General features: G+C 54.0%; 24 protein-coding genes. 19 read left to right on the top strand and 5 right to left on the bottom strand.

The genetic code is table 11. The features are described from left to right. Window positions 1–10: 10 nt before the first annotated feature. Complete coding sequence (locus tag ACIRQ6_RS15045) at window positions 11–445, top strand: response regulator (protein WP_420861418.1); 435 nt, start codon at window positions 11–13, stop codon at window positions 443–445. A 110-nt stretch (window positions 446–555) separates the two neighbouring features. Here ACIRQ6_RS15045 and ACIRQ6_RS15040 read toward each other — a convergent pair whose 3' ends face one another. Continuing rightward, window positions 556–723, bottom strand: coding sequence for a hypothetical protein (locus ACIRQ6_RS15040; protein ID WP_420861417.1), 168 nt, complete (start codon window positions 721–723; stop codon window positions 556–558). Window positions 724–726: 3 nt separating this feature from the next. Further along, window positions 727–1,077 carry a VOC family protein gene (locus ACIRQ6_RS15035; RefSeq protein WP_420861416.1) on the bottom strand — a complete coding sequence of 117 codons (351 nt, stop codon included), beginning with the start codon at window positions 1,075–1,077 and terminating at the stop codon, window positions 727–729. A gap of 136 nt (window positions 1,078–1,213) precedes the next feature. Here ACIRQ6_RS15035 and rpiB point away from each other — a divergent pair, with 136 nt between their 5' ends. The 6 genes from rpiB (at window position 1,214) to rplP (ending at window position 5,268) form a co-directional block, all read left to right on the top strand. Then, entirely contained in the window at window positions 1,214–1,654 is a 441-nt protein-coding gene (gene rpiB, locus ACIRQ6_RS15030) for a ribose 5-phosphate isomerase B (protein ID WP_420861415.1), read from the top strand. Between the two features lie 967 nt (window positions 1,655–2,621). After that, on the top strand, window positions 2,622–3,464 hold the full coding sequence (gene rplB / locus ACIRQ6_RS15025; protein ID WP_420861414.1) for a 50S ribosomal protein L2: 843 nt from the start codon (window positions 2,622–2,624) through the stop codon (window positions 3,462–3,464). Window positions 3,465–3,467: 3 nt separating this feature from the next. Continuing rightward, window positions 3,468–3,746, top strand: coding sequence for a 30S ribosomal protein S19 (rpsS, locus tag ACIRQ6_RS15020; RefSeq protein ID WP_420861413.1), 279 nt, complete (start codon window positions 3,468–3,470; stop codon window positions 3,744–3,746). Between the two features lie 3 nt (window positions 3,747–3,749). Next, window positions 3,750–4,130, top strand: coding sequence for a 50S ribosomal protein L22 (gene rplV / locus ACIRQ6_RS15015; RefSeq protein WP_420861412.1), 381 nt, complete (start codon window positions 3,750–3,752; stop codon window positions 4,128–4,130). After that, complete coding sequence (gene rpsC, locus ACIRQ6_RS15010; protein ID WP_420861411.1) at window positions 4,130–4,840, top strand: 30S ribosomal protein S3; 711 nt, start codon at window positions 4,130–4,132, stop codon at window positions 4,838–4,840. Before rplV ends, rpsC begins: the two co-directional genes overlap by 1 nt. 14 nt (window positions 4,841–4,854) lie before the next feature. Continuing rightward, window positions 4,855–5,268 (top strand): 50S ribosomal protein L16, encoded by a 414-nt coding sequence (rplP, locus tag ACIRQ6_RS15005; protein ID WP_420861410.1) that lies wholly within the window; start codon window positions 4,855–4,857, stop codon window positions 5,266–5,268. 77 nt (window positions 5,269–5,345) lie between these two features. Here rplP and ACIRQ6_RS15000 read toward each other — a convergent pair whose 3' ends face one another. From ACIRQ6_RS15000 to ACIRQ6_RS14990, 3 genes are all read right to left on the bottom strand, one after another. Next, window positions 5,346–5,972, bottom strand: coding sequence for a thermonuclease family protein (locus tag ACIRQ6_RS15000; protein ID WP_420861409.1), 627 nt, complete (start codon window positions 5,970–5,972; stop codon window positions 5,346–5,348). Window positions 5,973–6,353: 381 nt separating this feature from the next. Beyond that, entirely contained in the window at window positions 6,354–6,974 is a 621-nt protein-coding gene (locus ACIRQ6_RS14995) for a TIGR02466 family protein (RefSeq protein WP_420861408.1), read from the bottom strand. 41 nt (window positions 6,975–7,015) lie between these two features. Then, a complete protein-coding gene (locus ACIRQ6_RS14990) occupies window positions 7,016–7,912 on the bottom strand; it encodes a hypothetical protein (RefSeq protein ID WP_420861407.1) in 897 nt (298 codons plus the stop codon). A 223-nt stretch (window positions 7,913–8,135) separates the two neighbouring features. Here ACIRQ6_RS14990 and rpmC point away from each other — a divergent pair, with 223 nt between their 5' ends. The 12 genes from rpmC (at window position 8,136) to rplO (ending at window position 13,982) form a co-directional block, all read left to right on the top strand. Beyond that, window positions 8,136–8,342, top strand: coding sequence for a 50S ribosomal protein L29 (rpmC, locus tag ACIRQ6_RS14985; protein WP_420861406.1), 207 nt, complete (start codon window positions 8,136–8,138; stop codon window positions 8,340–8,342). 4 nt (window positions 8,343–8,346) lie between these two features. Further along, the gene (gene rpsQ / locus ACIRQ6_RS14980) at window positions 8,347–8,577 is read left to right on the top strand and encodes a 30S ribosomal protein S17 (protein ID WP_420861405.1); all 231 of its coding nucleotides are present in this window, start codon (window positions 8,347–8,349) and stop codon (window positions 8,575–8,577) included. A 72-nt stretch (window positions 8,578–8,649) separates the two neighbouring features. Then, window positions 8,650–9,018: a 50S ribosomal protein L14 gene (rplN, locus tag ACIRQ6_RS14975; RefSeq protein ID WP_299872391.1), complete on the top strand. Its 369-nt coding sequence runs from the start codon at window positions 8,650–8,652 to the stop codon at window positions 9,016–9,018. A 1-nt stretch (window position 9,019) separates the two neighbouring features. After that, the gene (gene rplX / locus ACIRQ6_RS14970; protein WP_420861404.1) at window positions 9,020–9,331 is read left to right on the top strand and encodes a 50S ribosomal protein L24; all 312 of its coding nucleotides are present in this window, start codon (window positions 9,020–9,022) and stop codon (window positions 9,329–9,331) included. Continuing rightward, a complete protein-coding gene (rplE, locus tag ACIRQ6_RS14965; protein WP_420861403.1) occupies window positions 9,324–9,887 on the top strand; it encodes a 50S ribosomal protein L5 in 564 nt (187 codons plus the stop codon). The genes rplX and rplE overlap by 8 nt, the downstream gene beginning before the upstream one ends. Window positions 9,888–9,904: 17 nt before the next feature. Continuing rightward, window positions 9,905–10,210: a 30S ribosomal protein S14 gene (rpsN, locus tag ACIRQ6_RS14960; protein ID WP_420861402.1), complete on the top strand. Its 306-nt coding sequence runs from the start codon at window positions 9,905–9,907 to the stop codon at window positions 10,208–10,210. Window positions 10,211–10,223: 13 nt separating this feature from the next. Next, entirely contained in the window at window positions 10,224–10,616 is a 393-nt protein-coding gene (rpsH, locus tag ACIRQ6_RS14955; protein ID WP_420861401.1) for a 30S ribosomal protein S8, read from the top strand. 10 nt (window positions 10,617–10,626) lie between these two features. Next, a complete protein-coding gene (gene rplF, locus ACIRQ6_RS14950; protein WP_420861400.1) occupies window positions 10,627–11,160 on the top strand; it encodes a 50S ribosomal protein L6 in 534 nt (177 codons plus the stop codon). 11 nt (window positions 11,161–11,171) lie between these two features. Beyond that, complete coding sequence (rplR, locus tag ACIRQ6_RS14945) at window positions 11,172–11,531, top strand: 50S ribosomal protein L18 (RefSeq protein WP_420861399.1); 360 nt, start codon at window positions 11,172–11,174, stop codon at window positions 11,529–11,531. Window positions 11,532–11,541: 10 nt separating this feature from the next. Further along, the gene (rpsE, locus tag ACIRQ6_RS14940; RefSeq protein WP_420861398.1) at window positions 11,542–12,129 is read left to right on the top strand and encodes a 30S ribosomal protein S5; all 588 of its coding nucleotides are present in this window, start codon (window positions 11,542–11,544) and stop codon (window positions 12,127–12,129) included. Window positions 12,130–12,143: 14 nt separating this feature from the next. Further along, window positions 12,144–12,332 (top strand): 50S ribosomal protein L30, encoded by a 189-nt coding sequence (gene rpmD, locus ACIRQ6_RS14935; protein ID WP_420861397.1) that lies wholly within the window; start codon window positions 12,144–12,146, stop codon window positions 12,330–12,332. 1,173 nt (window positions 12,333–13,505) lie between these two features. Next, window positions 13,506–13,982: a 50S ribosomal protein L15 gene (gene rplO / locus ACIRQ6_RS14930; protein ID WP_420861396.1), complete on the top strand. Its 477-nt coding sequence runs from the start codon at window positions 13,506–13,508 to the stop codon at window positions 13,980–13,982. Window positions 13,983–13,993: the final 11 nt, after the last annotated feature.

The following is a 13,993-nucleotide window of genomic DNA, read 5'->3' as shown; positions in this document are numbered from 1 at the left end:
AGGGAAGTTCATGCCTAACAACGCTTTGACTTGGCGCCCGCACGACGTTCAGGGTGGGCCGACCTGTTTGATTATTGAGGACAGTCATTTTGATCACAAAATGATGACGCGCGTGATCGATCGCGCGCAATCGAATGTGGTGATTAAATTGGCTACCACGCTGCGGGCTGCACGCATGCAGCTGGCCAGCGAAGACATTTCAATGATCTTTCTGGACAATAATCTGCCTGACGGCACCGGCGTCGAATTTGCGCTGAACCTCGCCACTGACCCAAAATTGAACCATATCCCAATCATCATGGTCAGTGATTGGCCCACACCCTTTATGTGGGACAAAGCGGACAAAGCAGGCGTTATGTCCGTTATCAAGAAATCCGAATTTACCGTGCCATTTGTGCGCATGGCCTTGCGGGCCACCACGCGCAAACTGCGCAAGGCGGGTTAAGACCCGGCTGCCACAGCTGCGCGCACCATGGCTTCATCGGCCTGCTTGCCCCACCCCGAGGCAGAGACATAGCCAACACCCAGATGAACCCCTGAATGGGTGCTCAGGCATCACATTTTGGCCCTTTGATCTGGGGTGTCCATGACGATGCGAAACCCCGTATCGCAGCGCATTGTGGTTTGGCCACTGCGCTGGCTGTTTCCTGTACAGGTGCCAAAGGTCGGCCCGATCACCGTGTAGTCCGCATTGCCCGCGGCGGTTTTAAATTGCCCCAGCACCACTCAGTCATGCGCCATGATATTCAGTACGGTCCCTGCGGGGTCTTCCAGAAAAAATCGCCGCACGCCCCAAGGCTCTGCCGTCAGCGGCAAGACAATTGGGCACCCCAGACTTTGCGCCTTGGCATAGACCTCATCCAGATTATCCACTTCGATGGAGGCATTTGGCACAGGCGCGCCGGAGCCGCCTTCAGAGGCAATACTCACCTGAACAGGTCCCGATCCCCCAGTGGCCATGGTCACGATCCAGCCTTGGTCCATCGCCGTGTCTAACTCAAAGAGGTCTGCATAGAACACTTGGACCTCGGCCACGCGATCCGTTGCGATGTCCAAGACGATACGTTTGATGGCCATGACGTCCCCCCTTTGGTGTCACTGCAAACCTAACAAGAGGACGACCAACAGGCAAAGCCGTGCCAGCACCTTGCAAAAGAGGGCTGCATTTTGCATAGGCAAGATCACGCGCCAGTTTAGCTTGAAAGAGATCCCCATGACCCAGTCCAAACGTATTGTCCTATCCAGTGATCACGCAGGCCTTGATTTGCGGGCGGCCGTCGCGGCCCATGTCAGTACCAAAGGTTACGAGGTCGTGGACATTGGCCCAGTCACCACTGAAAGCACGCACTACCCCAAGCACGGCAAGGCGGCGGCTGAACGTGTGGCCTCGGGCGATTGCGATCTGGGGATCATCTTGTGCGGCACGGGGCAGGGGATCATGATGGCCGCGAACAAAGTTGCAGGCATCCGCTGCGGCGTGTGCCACGACACGTTCTCCGCCAAAATGATCCGCGCCCACAACGACGCAAATATGCTGTCCATGGGGGTACGCGTGATCGGTGAAGGTCTAGCCCTAGAGATCGTCGACGCATTTCTGGATGCCGAGTTCGAAGGTGGTCGCCATGCGGTAAGGGTTGGGATGATTGAGGGGTAATGAGGCCGCCACGCACTACTATTTGAGGTAACGAATACGCTCAGCAGACGATGGCATCTGACAGACAATATCTTTAGTGATCGCTCCAGTTCGACCCAAAGACCCACGTCGGTAAAGCGCTCTAATTGGCACTAGCTCATTACAATTTTCGTCAATCGCTCCACTATTTCGGCTTGGAATATGTCCAACTAACATCCTTCGCCAATGGTCCTCGATTGCATTGCTATCATGGGGATTGTAAGAGTTCCTTGTGAGCCTCATCAATTCGTTTTCTTTTCCGTATTTCACGGTCTGCTCTGCGTTCTCCCGATTAAACGACGAGCCGACAACCCTTATCCAGCCAGTTGGCTTCCATTGTACCCATTTGTTGATTTCAGGAAATGAGCAATTCTTCAGTTCTTTGGGGATAGGCTGACCTAGTAATTTGGGTTGTCATCTAACTTGCGTTTCATTGATTTGTGGCACTGCAATTTGTATTCTGAAAAGCCGTTTCAAGAATTTCATTGCTGGGACTATCCTGTCTTGGGCACGTCATTTCCAGCTTACACGGAAGCAATAAACAGTGAGAGTACAGCTAGATGGGTGTGAATCAATTCTGCACGGAATCAAGCCGAAGGCGCTTTGCGAGCGGCAGGCCGTCCGGCGGTTTTGCGCTTTGAGGGGGGGCGCTGCCAGATCTAATCTGGGGATGTATTTGGCCGCCATAAAGCACGCCGTTTGAATGTCTCAGCGCCAGCCCCCGGCCAGTCGATTGCTCGGCTGGTGGCGGTGCATAAAACAAAGGGATAATTCTGCCCCTGACCGCTTGACCCCAACACCGACCTCTCCTAAACACACCCATCGGCAAGCCCCAGATTCGTCTGGGGCTTTGCTGTTGTTCGCAAGAACGCAAATTTGGGGACCTGTCATAGGGGCCCTTTAACCGCGGCACACACATGTGTCGCCAAGCAAACGGAAGACAGAAAGCATGGCACTCAAGTCGTATAAACCGACGACGCCAGGCCAACGTGGGTTGGTACTGATCGACCGTTCGGAGCTTTGGAAAGGTCGCCCCGTCAAATCCCTCACAGAAGGTTTGACGAAAAACGGCGGACGGAACAACACCGGACGGATCACAATGCGTCGCAAAGGTGGGGGTGCCAAGCGCCTTTACCGGATCGTAGATTTCAAGCGTAACAAAGTGGACGTCCCAGCGACGGTTGAGCGGATCGAATATGACCCCAACCGGACTGCGTTTATCGCGCTGATCAAATATCAAGATGGCGAGCAGGCCTACATCCTTGCACCACAGCGTTTGGCTATTGGTGACACAGTGATCTCTAGCGCCAAAGCCGACATCAAACCGGGCAACACAATGCCTTTCTCGGGCATGCCAATCGGTACAATCATTCACAACATCGAACTCAAGCAGGGCAAAGGCGGTCAGATCGCCCGTGCTGCTGGCACATATGCCCAGTTCGTTGGCCGTGATGGCGGGTATGCTCAGATCCGTTTGTCTTCGGGCGAACTGCGTCTGGTGCGTCAGGAATGCCGCGCGACAGTTGGCGCTGTGTCGAACCCCGACAACTCGAACCAAAACTTTGGTAAGGCTGGCCGCAATCGTCACAAGGGCATCCGCCCAAGTGTTCGTGGTGTGGTTATGAACCCTGTCGATCACCCGCACGGTGGTGGTGAGGGGCGCACATCGGGTGGTCGTCACCCAGTGTCCCCTTGGGGTAAGCCAACAAAGGGTGCCCGCACTCGCAACAAAAACAAAGCGTCTAGCCGCTTGATCGTACGGTCACGGCACGCCAAGAAGAAGGGGCGTTAAGTAATGTCTCGTTCCGTCTGGAAAGGTCCTTTTGTCGACGCCTATGTGTTGAAAAAGGCCGAAGCGACACGCGAAAGCGGCCGCAACGAAGTTATCAAAATCTGGTCCCGTCGCTCGACGATCTTGCCCCAATTCGTGGGTTTGACGTTTGGCGTATACAACGGTCAGAAGCACATCACAGTCAACGTCACAGAAGACATGATTGGTCAGAAGTTCGGTGAATATTCGCCAACTCGCACCTATTACGGTCACGCTGCTGACAAAAAAGCGAAGCGGAAGTAAGTCATGGGCAAGGATAAAAACCCCCGCCGCGTGGCCGATAACGAAGCAATGGCGAAAACGCGCATGCTCCGTACAAGCCCGCAGAAACTGAACTTGGTTGCTGGTATGATCCGCGGCAAGAAAGTCGAAAAGGCTCTGTCCGATTTGACGTTCTCCAAAAAGCGTATCTCGGATGACGTGAAGAAATGTCTTCAGTCCGCCATCGCCAATGCTGAAAACAACCACAATCTGGATGTGGACGAGCTGATCGTTGCAGAGGCTTACGTTGGTAAGAACCTGACAATGAAGCGCGGTCGCCCTCGGGCCCGTGGTCGTTTCGGTAAGATCATCAAGCCATTTTCCGAACTGACAATCAAAGTTCGTCAAATCGAGGAGCAAGCATAATGGGTAACAAAGTAAACCCCGTAGGCATGCGCCTTCAGGTGAACCGTACATGGGACAGCCGCTGGTATGCCAACACCAAAGACTATGGTGATTTGCTGCTAGAAGATCTGGCCATGCGCGCGTTCATCAAAGACGAATGCAAGCAAGCCGGCATCAGCCGTGTGATCATCGAGCGTCCGCACAAAAAGTGCCGCGTGACAATCCACACAGCCCGCCCCGGTGTGATCATCGGTAAAAAAGGCGCTGACATCGAGACACTTCGCAAGAAGCTGGCTGCGATGACAGACAGTGAGTTGCACCTGAACGTCGTAGAAGTGCGCAAGCCCGAACTGGACGCAGCCTTGGTTGCCGAAAGCATCGCGCAGCAGCTCGAGCGTCGTGTGTCCTTCCGTCGTGCGATGAAGCGCGCTGTTCAAAACGCTATGCGTATGGGTGCCTTGGGCATCCGTGTAAACGTTGCTGGTCGTCTTGGCGGTGCCGAGATCGCGCGGACAGAATGGTACCGCGAAGGTCGCGTTCCATTGCACACATTGCGTGCTGACATCGATTACGCCCACGCTGAAGGCCTCACAGCCTATGGGATCATCGGCATCAAGGTCTTCATCTTCAAAGGTGAGATCATGGAGCACGATCCAGCAGCACGTGATCGTAAAGCCCAAGAACTCCAAGACGGCCCAGCACCTCGCGGTGCAGGTGGCGGTCGTCGCTAAGAGGGGATTGATCAATGCTTCAACCAAAGCGCACAAAATTTCGCAAGATGCACAAAGGCCGCATCCACGGCGAAGCCAAGGGTGGGTCCACTCTGAACTTCGGCACATATGGCCTTAAGGCAACCACGCCCGAGCGTGTGACAGCCCGTCAGATCGAGGCAGCCCGCCGCGCCATGACACGTCACATGAAACGTCAAGGTCGTGTTTGGATCCGCATCTTTCCAGACTTGCCAGTTACCTCCAAGCCCGTAGAAGTTCGTATGGGTAAAGGTAAAGGCTCTGTCGATTATTGGGCATGCAAGGTCAAACCAGGCCGCGTGATGTTCGAAATCGATGGCGTGTCCGATGCAGTCGCCCGCGAAGCCCTGCGCCTCGCTGCGATGAAATTGCCAGTGAAAACTCGCACAATCATGCGTGAAGACTGGTAAATTTTGCTCTCGCAAAATTTGGCATCTAGCTGACTAAGAATAAAGTAACCCCCGTCTGGAAGCAGGCGGGGGTTTTACTATTTTCGCCAGTGCCCATACCGCTTAAGCCTTTGACGCACGCCGTCCGGTTCAAGATGTCGATATTTGCCCTTTGAAAAATGGCCCCCGTCCAGCGCAAGCCCTGCTTTGATAATTTCGGCTCCTATATCACGGCCATCTGGCAGGAAGCACGTGCCGACAAGGCGGTCGTAGGACGTCTCTCCGGTGAGCTCCACATCAATGACTTGGCCTTTGCAAATCTTGACCATTTCCCATTTGGACTTTTGACCCCACGGTTGATCAAGTTCGGGCGCGTCGATCCCAGCAAGCCGGATCTTTATCTTGTGAATGACAATCGTGTCACCGTCGATGATATAGGCTTTTCCCTTAAGCTTGCGCGAGGAAGGAATTGGAGGCGGTGGCGCATGTCTTGGTTTAGGCTCTTGCTGGTTGTTGAGGTCAACGGGTTGCCGATTTGGTTTTTGGGATGGCTTAGCGGGAAACGTTGGTTTCTGACTTCGATCTGCCGCCGTTGGTGGCATGTCGCGCATGGTGCGAGTGTGGTCCGGCGGACGAGCGTCTGGTTTGTCGATAAAACAGGCGATCACCACCGCAACAACAAGTATCACTACAAGTATTTCCAAGCTTACCTCCCAGGAATTCATCCCTGATTTGCGTAACCTCTGCTGAAAATCAACCTATAATTGTGAATTTGCATCGGGGCTTGTGTCGTTGATGAAATTAATAAATCCGGGCAAATATGCGATTTTGCAGCGTGAAAAATGCGCCAGACCCAACAGATGACCCAATATTTAGGATCACAAAACGCGGGGATTCCCGAAGTTAGGACAATCTAGGTGAATATGCCAAATCCATGATGTGGCAGCGTCCGGACCGCCCCCACGGGGCGGGCGCTTTGCGTCTACCCCTCAGTTCGTGCGCAAGGAAGGGAAAGCAGTGGTTGTCCCGTGAAATGGGGACAGGCCGCAACGTGGTGCCTGCCCGCGATTTATCTGCGAAAGATCGCTACACCGCAGCGAAATGGTCTATTCCCACTTGTAGTTGAAGCTGACTGAAATTCTATCGTCTTCGGCCATATTCATTGGCACTTCGTGGCGTAACCAGCTTTCCCACAACAGTACATCGCCTACAGAAGGCGCTTCATATACAAACCCCCGCATCTCACGCGGTGCATCGACCAAGCGGGGCGGCGAGGCCATCATCATTTGTGACCGTGGGTCCTCCAACTTTAGAGCACTGGTGCCCTCGGGCATGGCTACATATGTGGTCCCGCTGATCACCGAATGGGGGTGGATATGGCTGGTGTGAATACCACCCTCGGGCAATATGTTGATCCAGATGTCTTCTAACACCAACGCCTTGTCGCCCAGATCAAGGGCCAAGTCCTTGGCAAAGGCAGCAACATGTAAATCCAGAACTTTGACCAGATCCGCAAAGATCGGAAACCGCCAAGGTAAATCCGACAGGGACGCGTAGCTGGTATAGCCCGGAAATGCGTTGGCCTCGCACCAGTCTTGGCCTGCTTCGTCATCTTCGGCGATAACAAGGCAGGATGTCTCCAGCTCGGTTGCATCGATTTTCGGTGCGTGCTCTGACAAAGCAGCACGATAGAGGCGGGTCACAAAGAGAGAGTCGATCTGAGGCATGGGGTCTCATACCCCACTCACCCTCCCTTGGCGAGGCTTGCCTACGCCGGTTCCAAAATCGAAATATCGTCCAATGTCAGCCCTGTGACACCTTTCAATCCGATCTCGGCCTCTAGGGCGGGGGCATCATCCGTGGCGGAGTAGCGGATCACCAGTGACGTGTCGGTTCCTGCATCGTTTTCTACGATCTCCACGCTTTCAAACGGGCGATCCAGATCATCATCCGGATCTTTTGTGCCAGAGACGTCAATCACCAACACATCTTCGCCCTTTTCAAAATCCTGAATCTTGATGATTTCACCAGGACCAACGGCACTACCATCCCCGGCATACAAGCCTACATCCAATTCGATCCGAAACGTGTCAGCCCCATCGCCGCCCAACAAAACACTGGCCTCGGGGGGTGTGCCATCTTGTTCTTCGACGTCTTGCTGCCATGTCACGCTATCATCGCCTTTGCCCAAATCCACGCTGCTGGCCTCAGCCCCGCTGTCGGTGCGCGTCACAGTCACCACATCGTCGTCAAAGCCGGAATCGATATCCGAATTTCCCTGATCTTGAACCACAATGGTATCCAAACCAGCACGTCCTTTGATCGCATTGTTGGCCCCCTCGACGGTGATGGTATCGTCGCCGAGGCCCGCATCGATTGCGGAATCATCAACCGTCAGATCAATAGTGTCGTCCCCATCTGCCGTCGATAGGGCCACACCACCGGGGATCGGGACGTCATTGATCACTGTGTCATCCGCAGGCCCGGTCGTGTAAGTGCCCGGTTCGGTAAGCTCCAAAAGATCCTCGGGCGGCGCGGCCTCTGTTGGGGTAGCGACATCATCGTCAGGTGCGTCGTCATCGTCGTCAGAGCCGACCCTATCGATAAAATCCCCGAGCAATGACACAGTTGCAATCGAGTAGAGCGTAAGAAACAATAGCGCCATTCTGGCCTCACTTAGGTATCGAAACGGACCCCCTATCTGACAGGCCTTGGTTAATATCGGATTGATTGCATCTAAGCGCGAAGATCAGTCGCAAATTTCCCTTGTAAGACAGGGGTTGCGCCATGTCTCAAAGCCTCCTATAGACACGCTTCATCATCCACTCCACTGGGAATCGGGTGACGCCTGCGGGCGGCCTGCCAGTGATGTTGAAAGGAAAGCGGCTATGAACGCCCAAGAACTGCGTGATAAAACGCCGGACGAGCTGAAGAACGAGCTGTCCAACCTCAAAAAAGAGGCCTTTAACCTGCGTTTCCAGCAGGCCACTGGTCAACTCGAGAACACTGCACGTATGCGCACCGTAAAACGTGACGCAGCCCGTGTGAAAACAATTCTGAACGAAAAGGCTGCTGCAGCAGCATCGGAGGCTTAATCCCATGCCAAAGCGTATCCTTGCCGGTGTCGTAACATCGAACCAAAACGAGCAAACTGTCACAGTTTCCGTCGAGCGCCGTTACAAGCACCCTCTGCTTCAGAAAACTATTCGTAAGTCCAAAAAATACCGGGCTCATGATGAGAAGAACGCATATGGCGTGGGCGACAAAGTCCGCATCATCGAATGTGCGCCTCGCTCTAAAACCAAGCGCTGGGAAGTTATTGCCGACTAAGGCACGACTTTTCAGTTTCACGAAACCCTAGGGGCCCGCGCATCGCGGTCTCTATAGGTCGGGAGAAACCATATGATCCAGATGCAGACAAATCTGGATGTAGCTGACAACTCCGGCGCTCGCCGAGTTCAGTGCATCAAGGTTCTGGGTGGTTCCAAGCGTAAATACGCATCCGTGGGTGACATCATTGTCGTCTCGGTTAAGGAAGCCATTCCACGTGGCCGTGTAAAGAAAGGCGACGTCCGTAAGGCCGTTGTTGTTCGCACAGCCAAAGAAGTACGCCGTGACGATGGCACAGCGATCCGTTTTGATCGCAACGCCGCCGTGATCCTCAACAACAACAACGAACCAATGGGTACACGTATCTTTGGCCCAGTTGTGCGTGAGTTGCGTGGCAAGAACTTTATGAAAATCATCTCACTTGCGCCGGAGGTGCTGTAAGATGGCTGCTAAGTTGAAAAAAGGCGATAAGGTCGTCGTACTTGCCGGTAAGGACAAGGGCAAAGAGGGGACAATCACCTCGGTAAGCCCATCGACTGGCAAGGCAGTTGTGGACGGGGTCAACATGGCCATCCGCCACACCAAGCAATCCCAGCAAGCCCAAGGTGGTCGCATCCCGCAAGCGATGCCAATCCAGCTAAGCAACCTGGCCTATGTTGACAAAAACGGCAAAGCGACACGCGTTGGTTTCAAAACTGAAGGCGACAAGAAAGTGCGCGTAGCCAAATCTACAGGGGATGTGATCGATGCTTGATACTGCAAACTACACACCTCGCCTCAAGGTCGCCTATGCGGACACCATCCGCCCGGCCATGAAGGAAGAGTTCGGCTATAAAAACGATATGATGATCCCGCGTCTGGATAAGATCGTGATCAACATCGGCGCTGGCGCCGAAGCCGTTAAAGACAGCAAGAAAGTCAAATCTGCGCAAGAAGATCTGACAGCGATTGCTGGTCAAAAGGCCGTTGTAAACAAAGCCAAGAAATCCATCGCTGGTTTCCGCGTTCGTGAAGACATGCCCTTGGGCACCAAAGTCACATTGCGCGCTGACCGGATGTATGAATTCCTGGATCGTCTGACAACGATTGCGATGCCTCGTATCCGCGACTTCCGCGGCGTATCCGGCAAAAGCTTTGATGGTCGTGGCAACTACGCCATGGGCCTGAAAGAGCACATCGTGTTCCCTGAAATCGATTTTGATAAAGTCGACGAAAACTGGGGCATGGACATCGTAATTTGTACCACTGCGGCAACTGACGCAGAAGCGAAGGCACTGTTGAAGCATTTCAACATGCCCTTCAACAGCTGATCGCGGGGAACTTAGATATGGCTAAAAAATCAATGATCGAACGCGAGAAAAAGCGCGAACGTCTGGTAGCGAAATACGCAACCAAACGTGCCGAGCTGAAAGAAATCGCAGCCGATGAAAGCAAGCCTATGGAAGAGCGTTTCAAAGCGCGTCTTAAGCTTGCAAAACTGCCGCGCAACAGCTCGGCTACTCGTCTCCACAACCGTTGTCAGCTCACTGGCCGTCCTCACGCTTACTACCGTAAGCTGAAGATCAGCCGGATCGCGCTGCGGGAACTTGGCTCGAACGGCCAGATCCCCGGTATGGTTAAGTCAAGCTGGTAAGGGAGAGAACGATATGAACGATCCTATCGGCGATATGCTCACCCGTATCCGTAACGGTCAGCTTCGCGGCAAATCCACTGTAGACACTCCTGCGTCCAAATTGCGCGCTTGGGTTCTCGATGTATTGGCAGACGAAGGCTACATCCGTGGCTACGAAAGCAAATCTGGTAACGACGGCCACCCGGCGTTTGAAATCAGCCTGAAATACTACGAAGGCACTCCTGTTATTCGCGAAGTCAAGCGGGTCTCCAAACCCGGTCGTCGCGTGTACTTGGGCGCTAAAGACATCCCAACAGTCCGTCAGGGCCTCGGCGTGTCGATTGTCAGCACGCCCAAGGGTGTGATGTCGGATGCAAACGCGCGCAGCCAGAACGTTGGCGGCGAAGTGCTTTGCACAGTCTTCTAAGGAACCGCAGATGAGCCGTATTGGTAAAAAACCAGTTGATCTGCCCGCAGGCGTAACTGCCTCGGTTTCCGGTCAGACTGTAGAAGTGAAAGGCCCCAAAGGGACCCGCAGCTTTACCGCCACAGATGATGTGACAATCACTGTAGAAGATAACGTGGTCAGCATTGACCCCCGCGGCAAATCCAAGCGCGCGCGTCAGCAGTGGGGCATGAGCCGCACAATGATCGCAAACTTGGTGACTGGCGTGACCGATGGCTTCAAGAAAGAGCTTGAGATCAACGGTGTGGGGTACCGGGCACAGATGCAGGGCAACACCCTGAAACTGTCCTTGGGTCTGAGCCACGAAGTGAACTTTGAGGCCCCTGAAGGTGTAACCGTCACAGCCCCAAAGCAAACGCAAATCTTTGTTGAAGGTATCGACGAACAGCTTGTTGGTCAGGTTGCTGCGAATATTCGCGCCTGGCGTAAACCCGAGCCCTATAAGGGCAAAGGCATCAAGTATGTGGACGAATACATCTTCCGCAAAGAAGGCAAGAAGAAGTAAGGACGCAAACAATGGCAAACAGCAAACGAGACCTGTTCGTGAAGCGCCGCCTGCGCGTTCGGAACAAATTGCGCAAACGGAATCCGGGTGGCATGCGCCTTTCCGTTCACCGCAGCAACAAAAACATCAGCGTGCAGCTGATCGACGATGTAAACGGTGTAACTGTTGCGTCGGCCTCTTCCCTTGAGAAATCGTTGGGTGTGGTTGGCAAAAACAACATCGAAGCTGCGACGAAAGTCGGGGCAGCCATCGCCGAGCGCGCCAAAAAAGCCAAAGTGACCGAATGTTATTTCGATCGTGGCGGTTTCCTCTTTCACGGGAAGGTAAAGGCTTTGGCCGATGCTGCTCGTGAAGGTGGCATGAAATTCTAGGAGACGGATAATGGCAGAACGTGAAAACCGTCGGGGAAAAGGTCGCGACCGCGAAGAAACCCCCGAATTCGCCGATCGTCTCGTAGCGATCAACCGCGTATCGAAAACCGTTAAAGGTGGTAAACGCTTTGGCTTTGCAGCCCTGGTTGTAGTCGGTGACCAAAAAGGTCGCGTTGGCTTCGGCAAAGGGAAAGCCAAAGAGGTGCCTGAAGCGATCCGCAAGGCAACTGAACAAGCCAAACGTCAAATGATCCGCGTGCCTTTGCGCGAAGGTCGGACGTTGCATCACGACATGGCCGGCCGTCACGGCGCGGGCAAAGTCACCATGCGCACAGCCCCTCAGGGTACTGGGATCATCGCTGGTGGTCCAATGCGTGCCGTATTCGAGATGCTGGGTGTTCAGGATGTTGTTGCGAAATCTATCGGTTCGCAAAACCCCTACAACATGATCCGCGCCACAATCGATGGTCTGCAAAAAGAAAGCAGCCCCCGTATGGTCGCACAGCGTCGTGGTAAGAAAGTGGCCGACATCTTGCAAAAAGATGCAGCCCCTGCTGCTGCACCTGCCGAAGCTGCTGCTGAAGCAGCAGACGCGTAAGGAGGATTTGATCCATGGCTAAAACCATCGTTGTAAAACAAATCGGCTCCCCCATCCGCCGCCCGCAAAAACAGCGCGCGACACTGGTGGGTCTGGGCCTGAACAAGATGCACAAGACCCGCGAGCTGGAAGACACACCTTCCGTCCGCGGCATGGTCAACAGCATCCCGCACCTCGTAGAAATCATCGAAGAGCGCGGCTAAGACGCCTAACGCGCCTTACGTTGGAAAATCTAGAACGCCCCGCGAGTGATCGTGGGGCGTTTTGCTTATCTAGCACTGTTATCCTTCGCACGGGTCCCGAATAGGGGCCCGTGCAGCGCCCGACCCTTCCCCGTGGGAAGGGCGCCCTTCGGGCTTCCTTGTGCTGCCGCACGCTTCGACCTCAATGGCTCCGCAGGAGCCTTTGCAAGACGGTCTCCGCCCCAAGGGTCGGGCGCTGTACTCTTGTTGAAAAAGGAAAGCCGGTCAGTTTCCTGACCGGCTAGGCACGACACAGTGTCCTTTAGTGACAAAATGGGCTCAAAGTTATCGGACCTCGTCCGGCCAATCACCAATTCCACAAGCACCCTAACACAGCGTCTCAATTCTTATCCGCAGGGTAGTGAACCAAGACATCCATGCCCACGATTGCCTTCTGCACTGCAAAAGGTTCTTGGGCTACGACGTCTACACGATTTGGCGGGGCACTATGTGGTATCAGAGCGCCTGACAATTTCGAATTCTCACCAATTCATCCCTAACAAGGTGCTTCACTGAGTATACCACCTCAGTGCGTCAAGATCGGGGAGTTCAAAAAAGCGTCTAACAAGATGCTCTCTCTTTCTCCCTTTCAAATAAGGATTGAGTAAGTGGGTTTCAAATTGGTGATTACAAGTACTGCGAGCGAGTACAATGCTGACTGACTGCAAGCTAGAGCCACGCCCAACCCTCCCTCCAGAAGGCGCATTCGCACCCAGCCAGGCTTGGGCGCTGTCCTTCTGTAAGGTGTGGAAAATTTGAACTAGGGCCGCACAATGACCTTTGCCATGCATTTTAAACAACAATCTCTATGCACTCAGCGCATAGCGGGGTTACACACTTGGCCAGTTCTCGATCTACGCAGTTTCCCGTAGACCACAACCAACAACACACGCATGAAAGATAGCCCCATGACCTTTATCAAACGCTCCTTCGCCCAGATCAAAACCGCTCTGAAATCCGAGCCCTGCGAATGCTGGACCGAATACCTGCGCAAGTCTTACAAGTAAGGCCCTTGCGCCAAGCAGTTGTCGCGTTTATACGCGCCCAGTGGCCGTATCCATGGCCACTCGAATCAACTGTAACGCCGTGTTCGCCCCATTTGCTCGGGGGTGCTTCCGGCAAGGAGAGAGCAAAATGGTACGTTTGAACGAACTGCACGACAATCCCGGTGCAACCAAGCCACGCAAGCGCGTTGGCCGTGGTCCCGGTTCCGGCACTGGTAAGACCGGTGGCCGTGGTATCAAAGGTCAGAAATCCCGTTCCGGTGTGGCGATCAAAGGCTACGAAGGCGGTCAGATGCCTTTGTACCAACGTCTGCCAAAGCGTGGCTTCAACAAACCGAACCGCAAGAAATTTGCAGTCGTTAACCTTGGCTTGATCCAGAAGTTCATCGACGAAAAGAAACTGGACGCCAAAGCGGACATCACCGAAGACGCATTGGTCGCATCCGGCCTTGTCCGTCGCAAATTGGACGGCATTCGTGTGCTGGCCAAAGGTGAAATCACAGCCAAAGCCAAAATCGCTGTCACTGGGGCCTCCAAAGGCGCCATCGAGGCAGTTGAAAAGGCAGGCGGCTCGCTGACGGTCACAGCTGCGACAGCAGCCGAATAATAGGTTGTAGC

Origin of the sequence: Algirhabdus cladophorae (assembly GCF_044772865.1) — a bacterium.
GTDB classification, from domain to species: Bacteria; Pseudomonadota; Alphaproteobacteria; order Rhodobacterales; family Rhodobacteraceae; genus Algirhabdus; species Algirhabdus cladophorae.
Note: the sequence above shows the minus strand (reverse complement) of the source record. Positions and strands in the feature narration are given on the sequence as shown.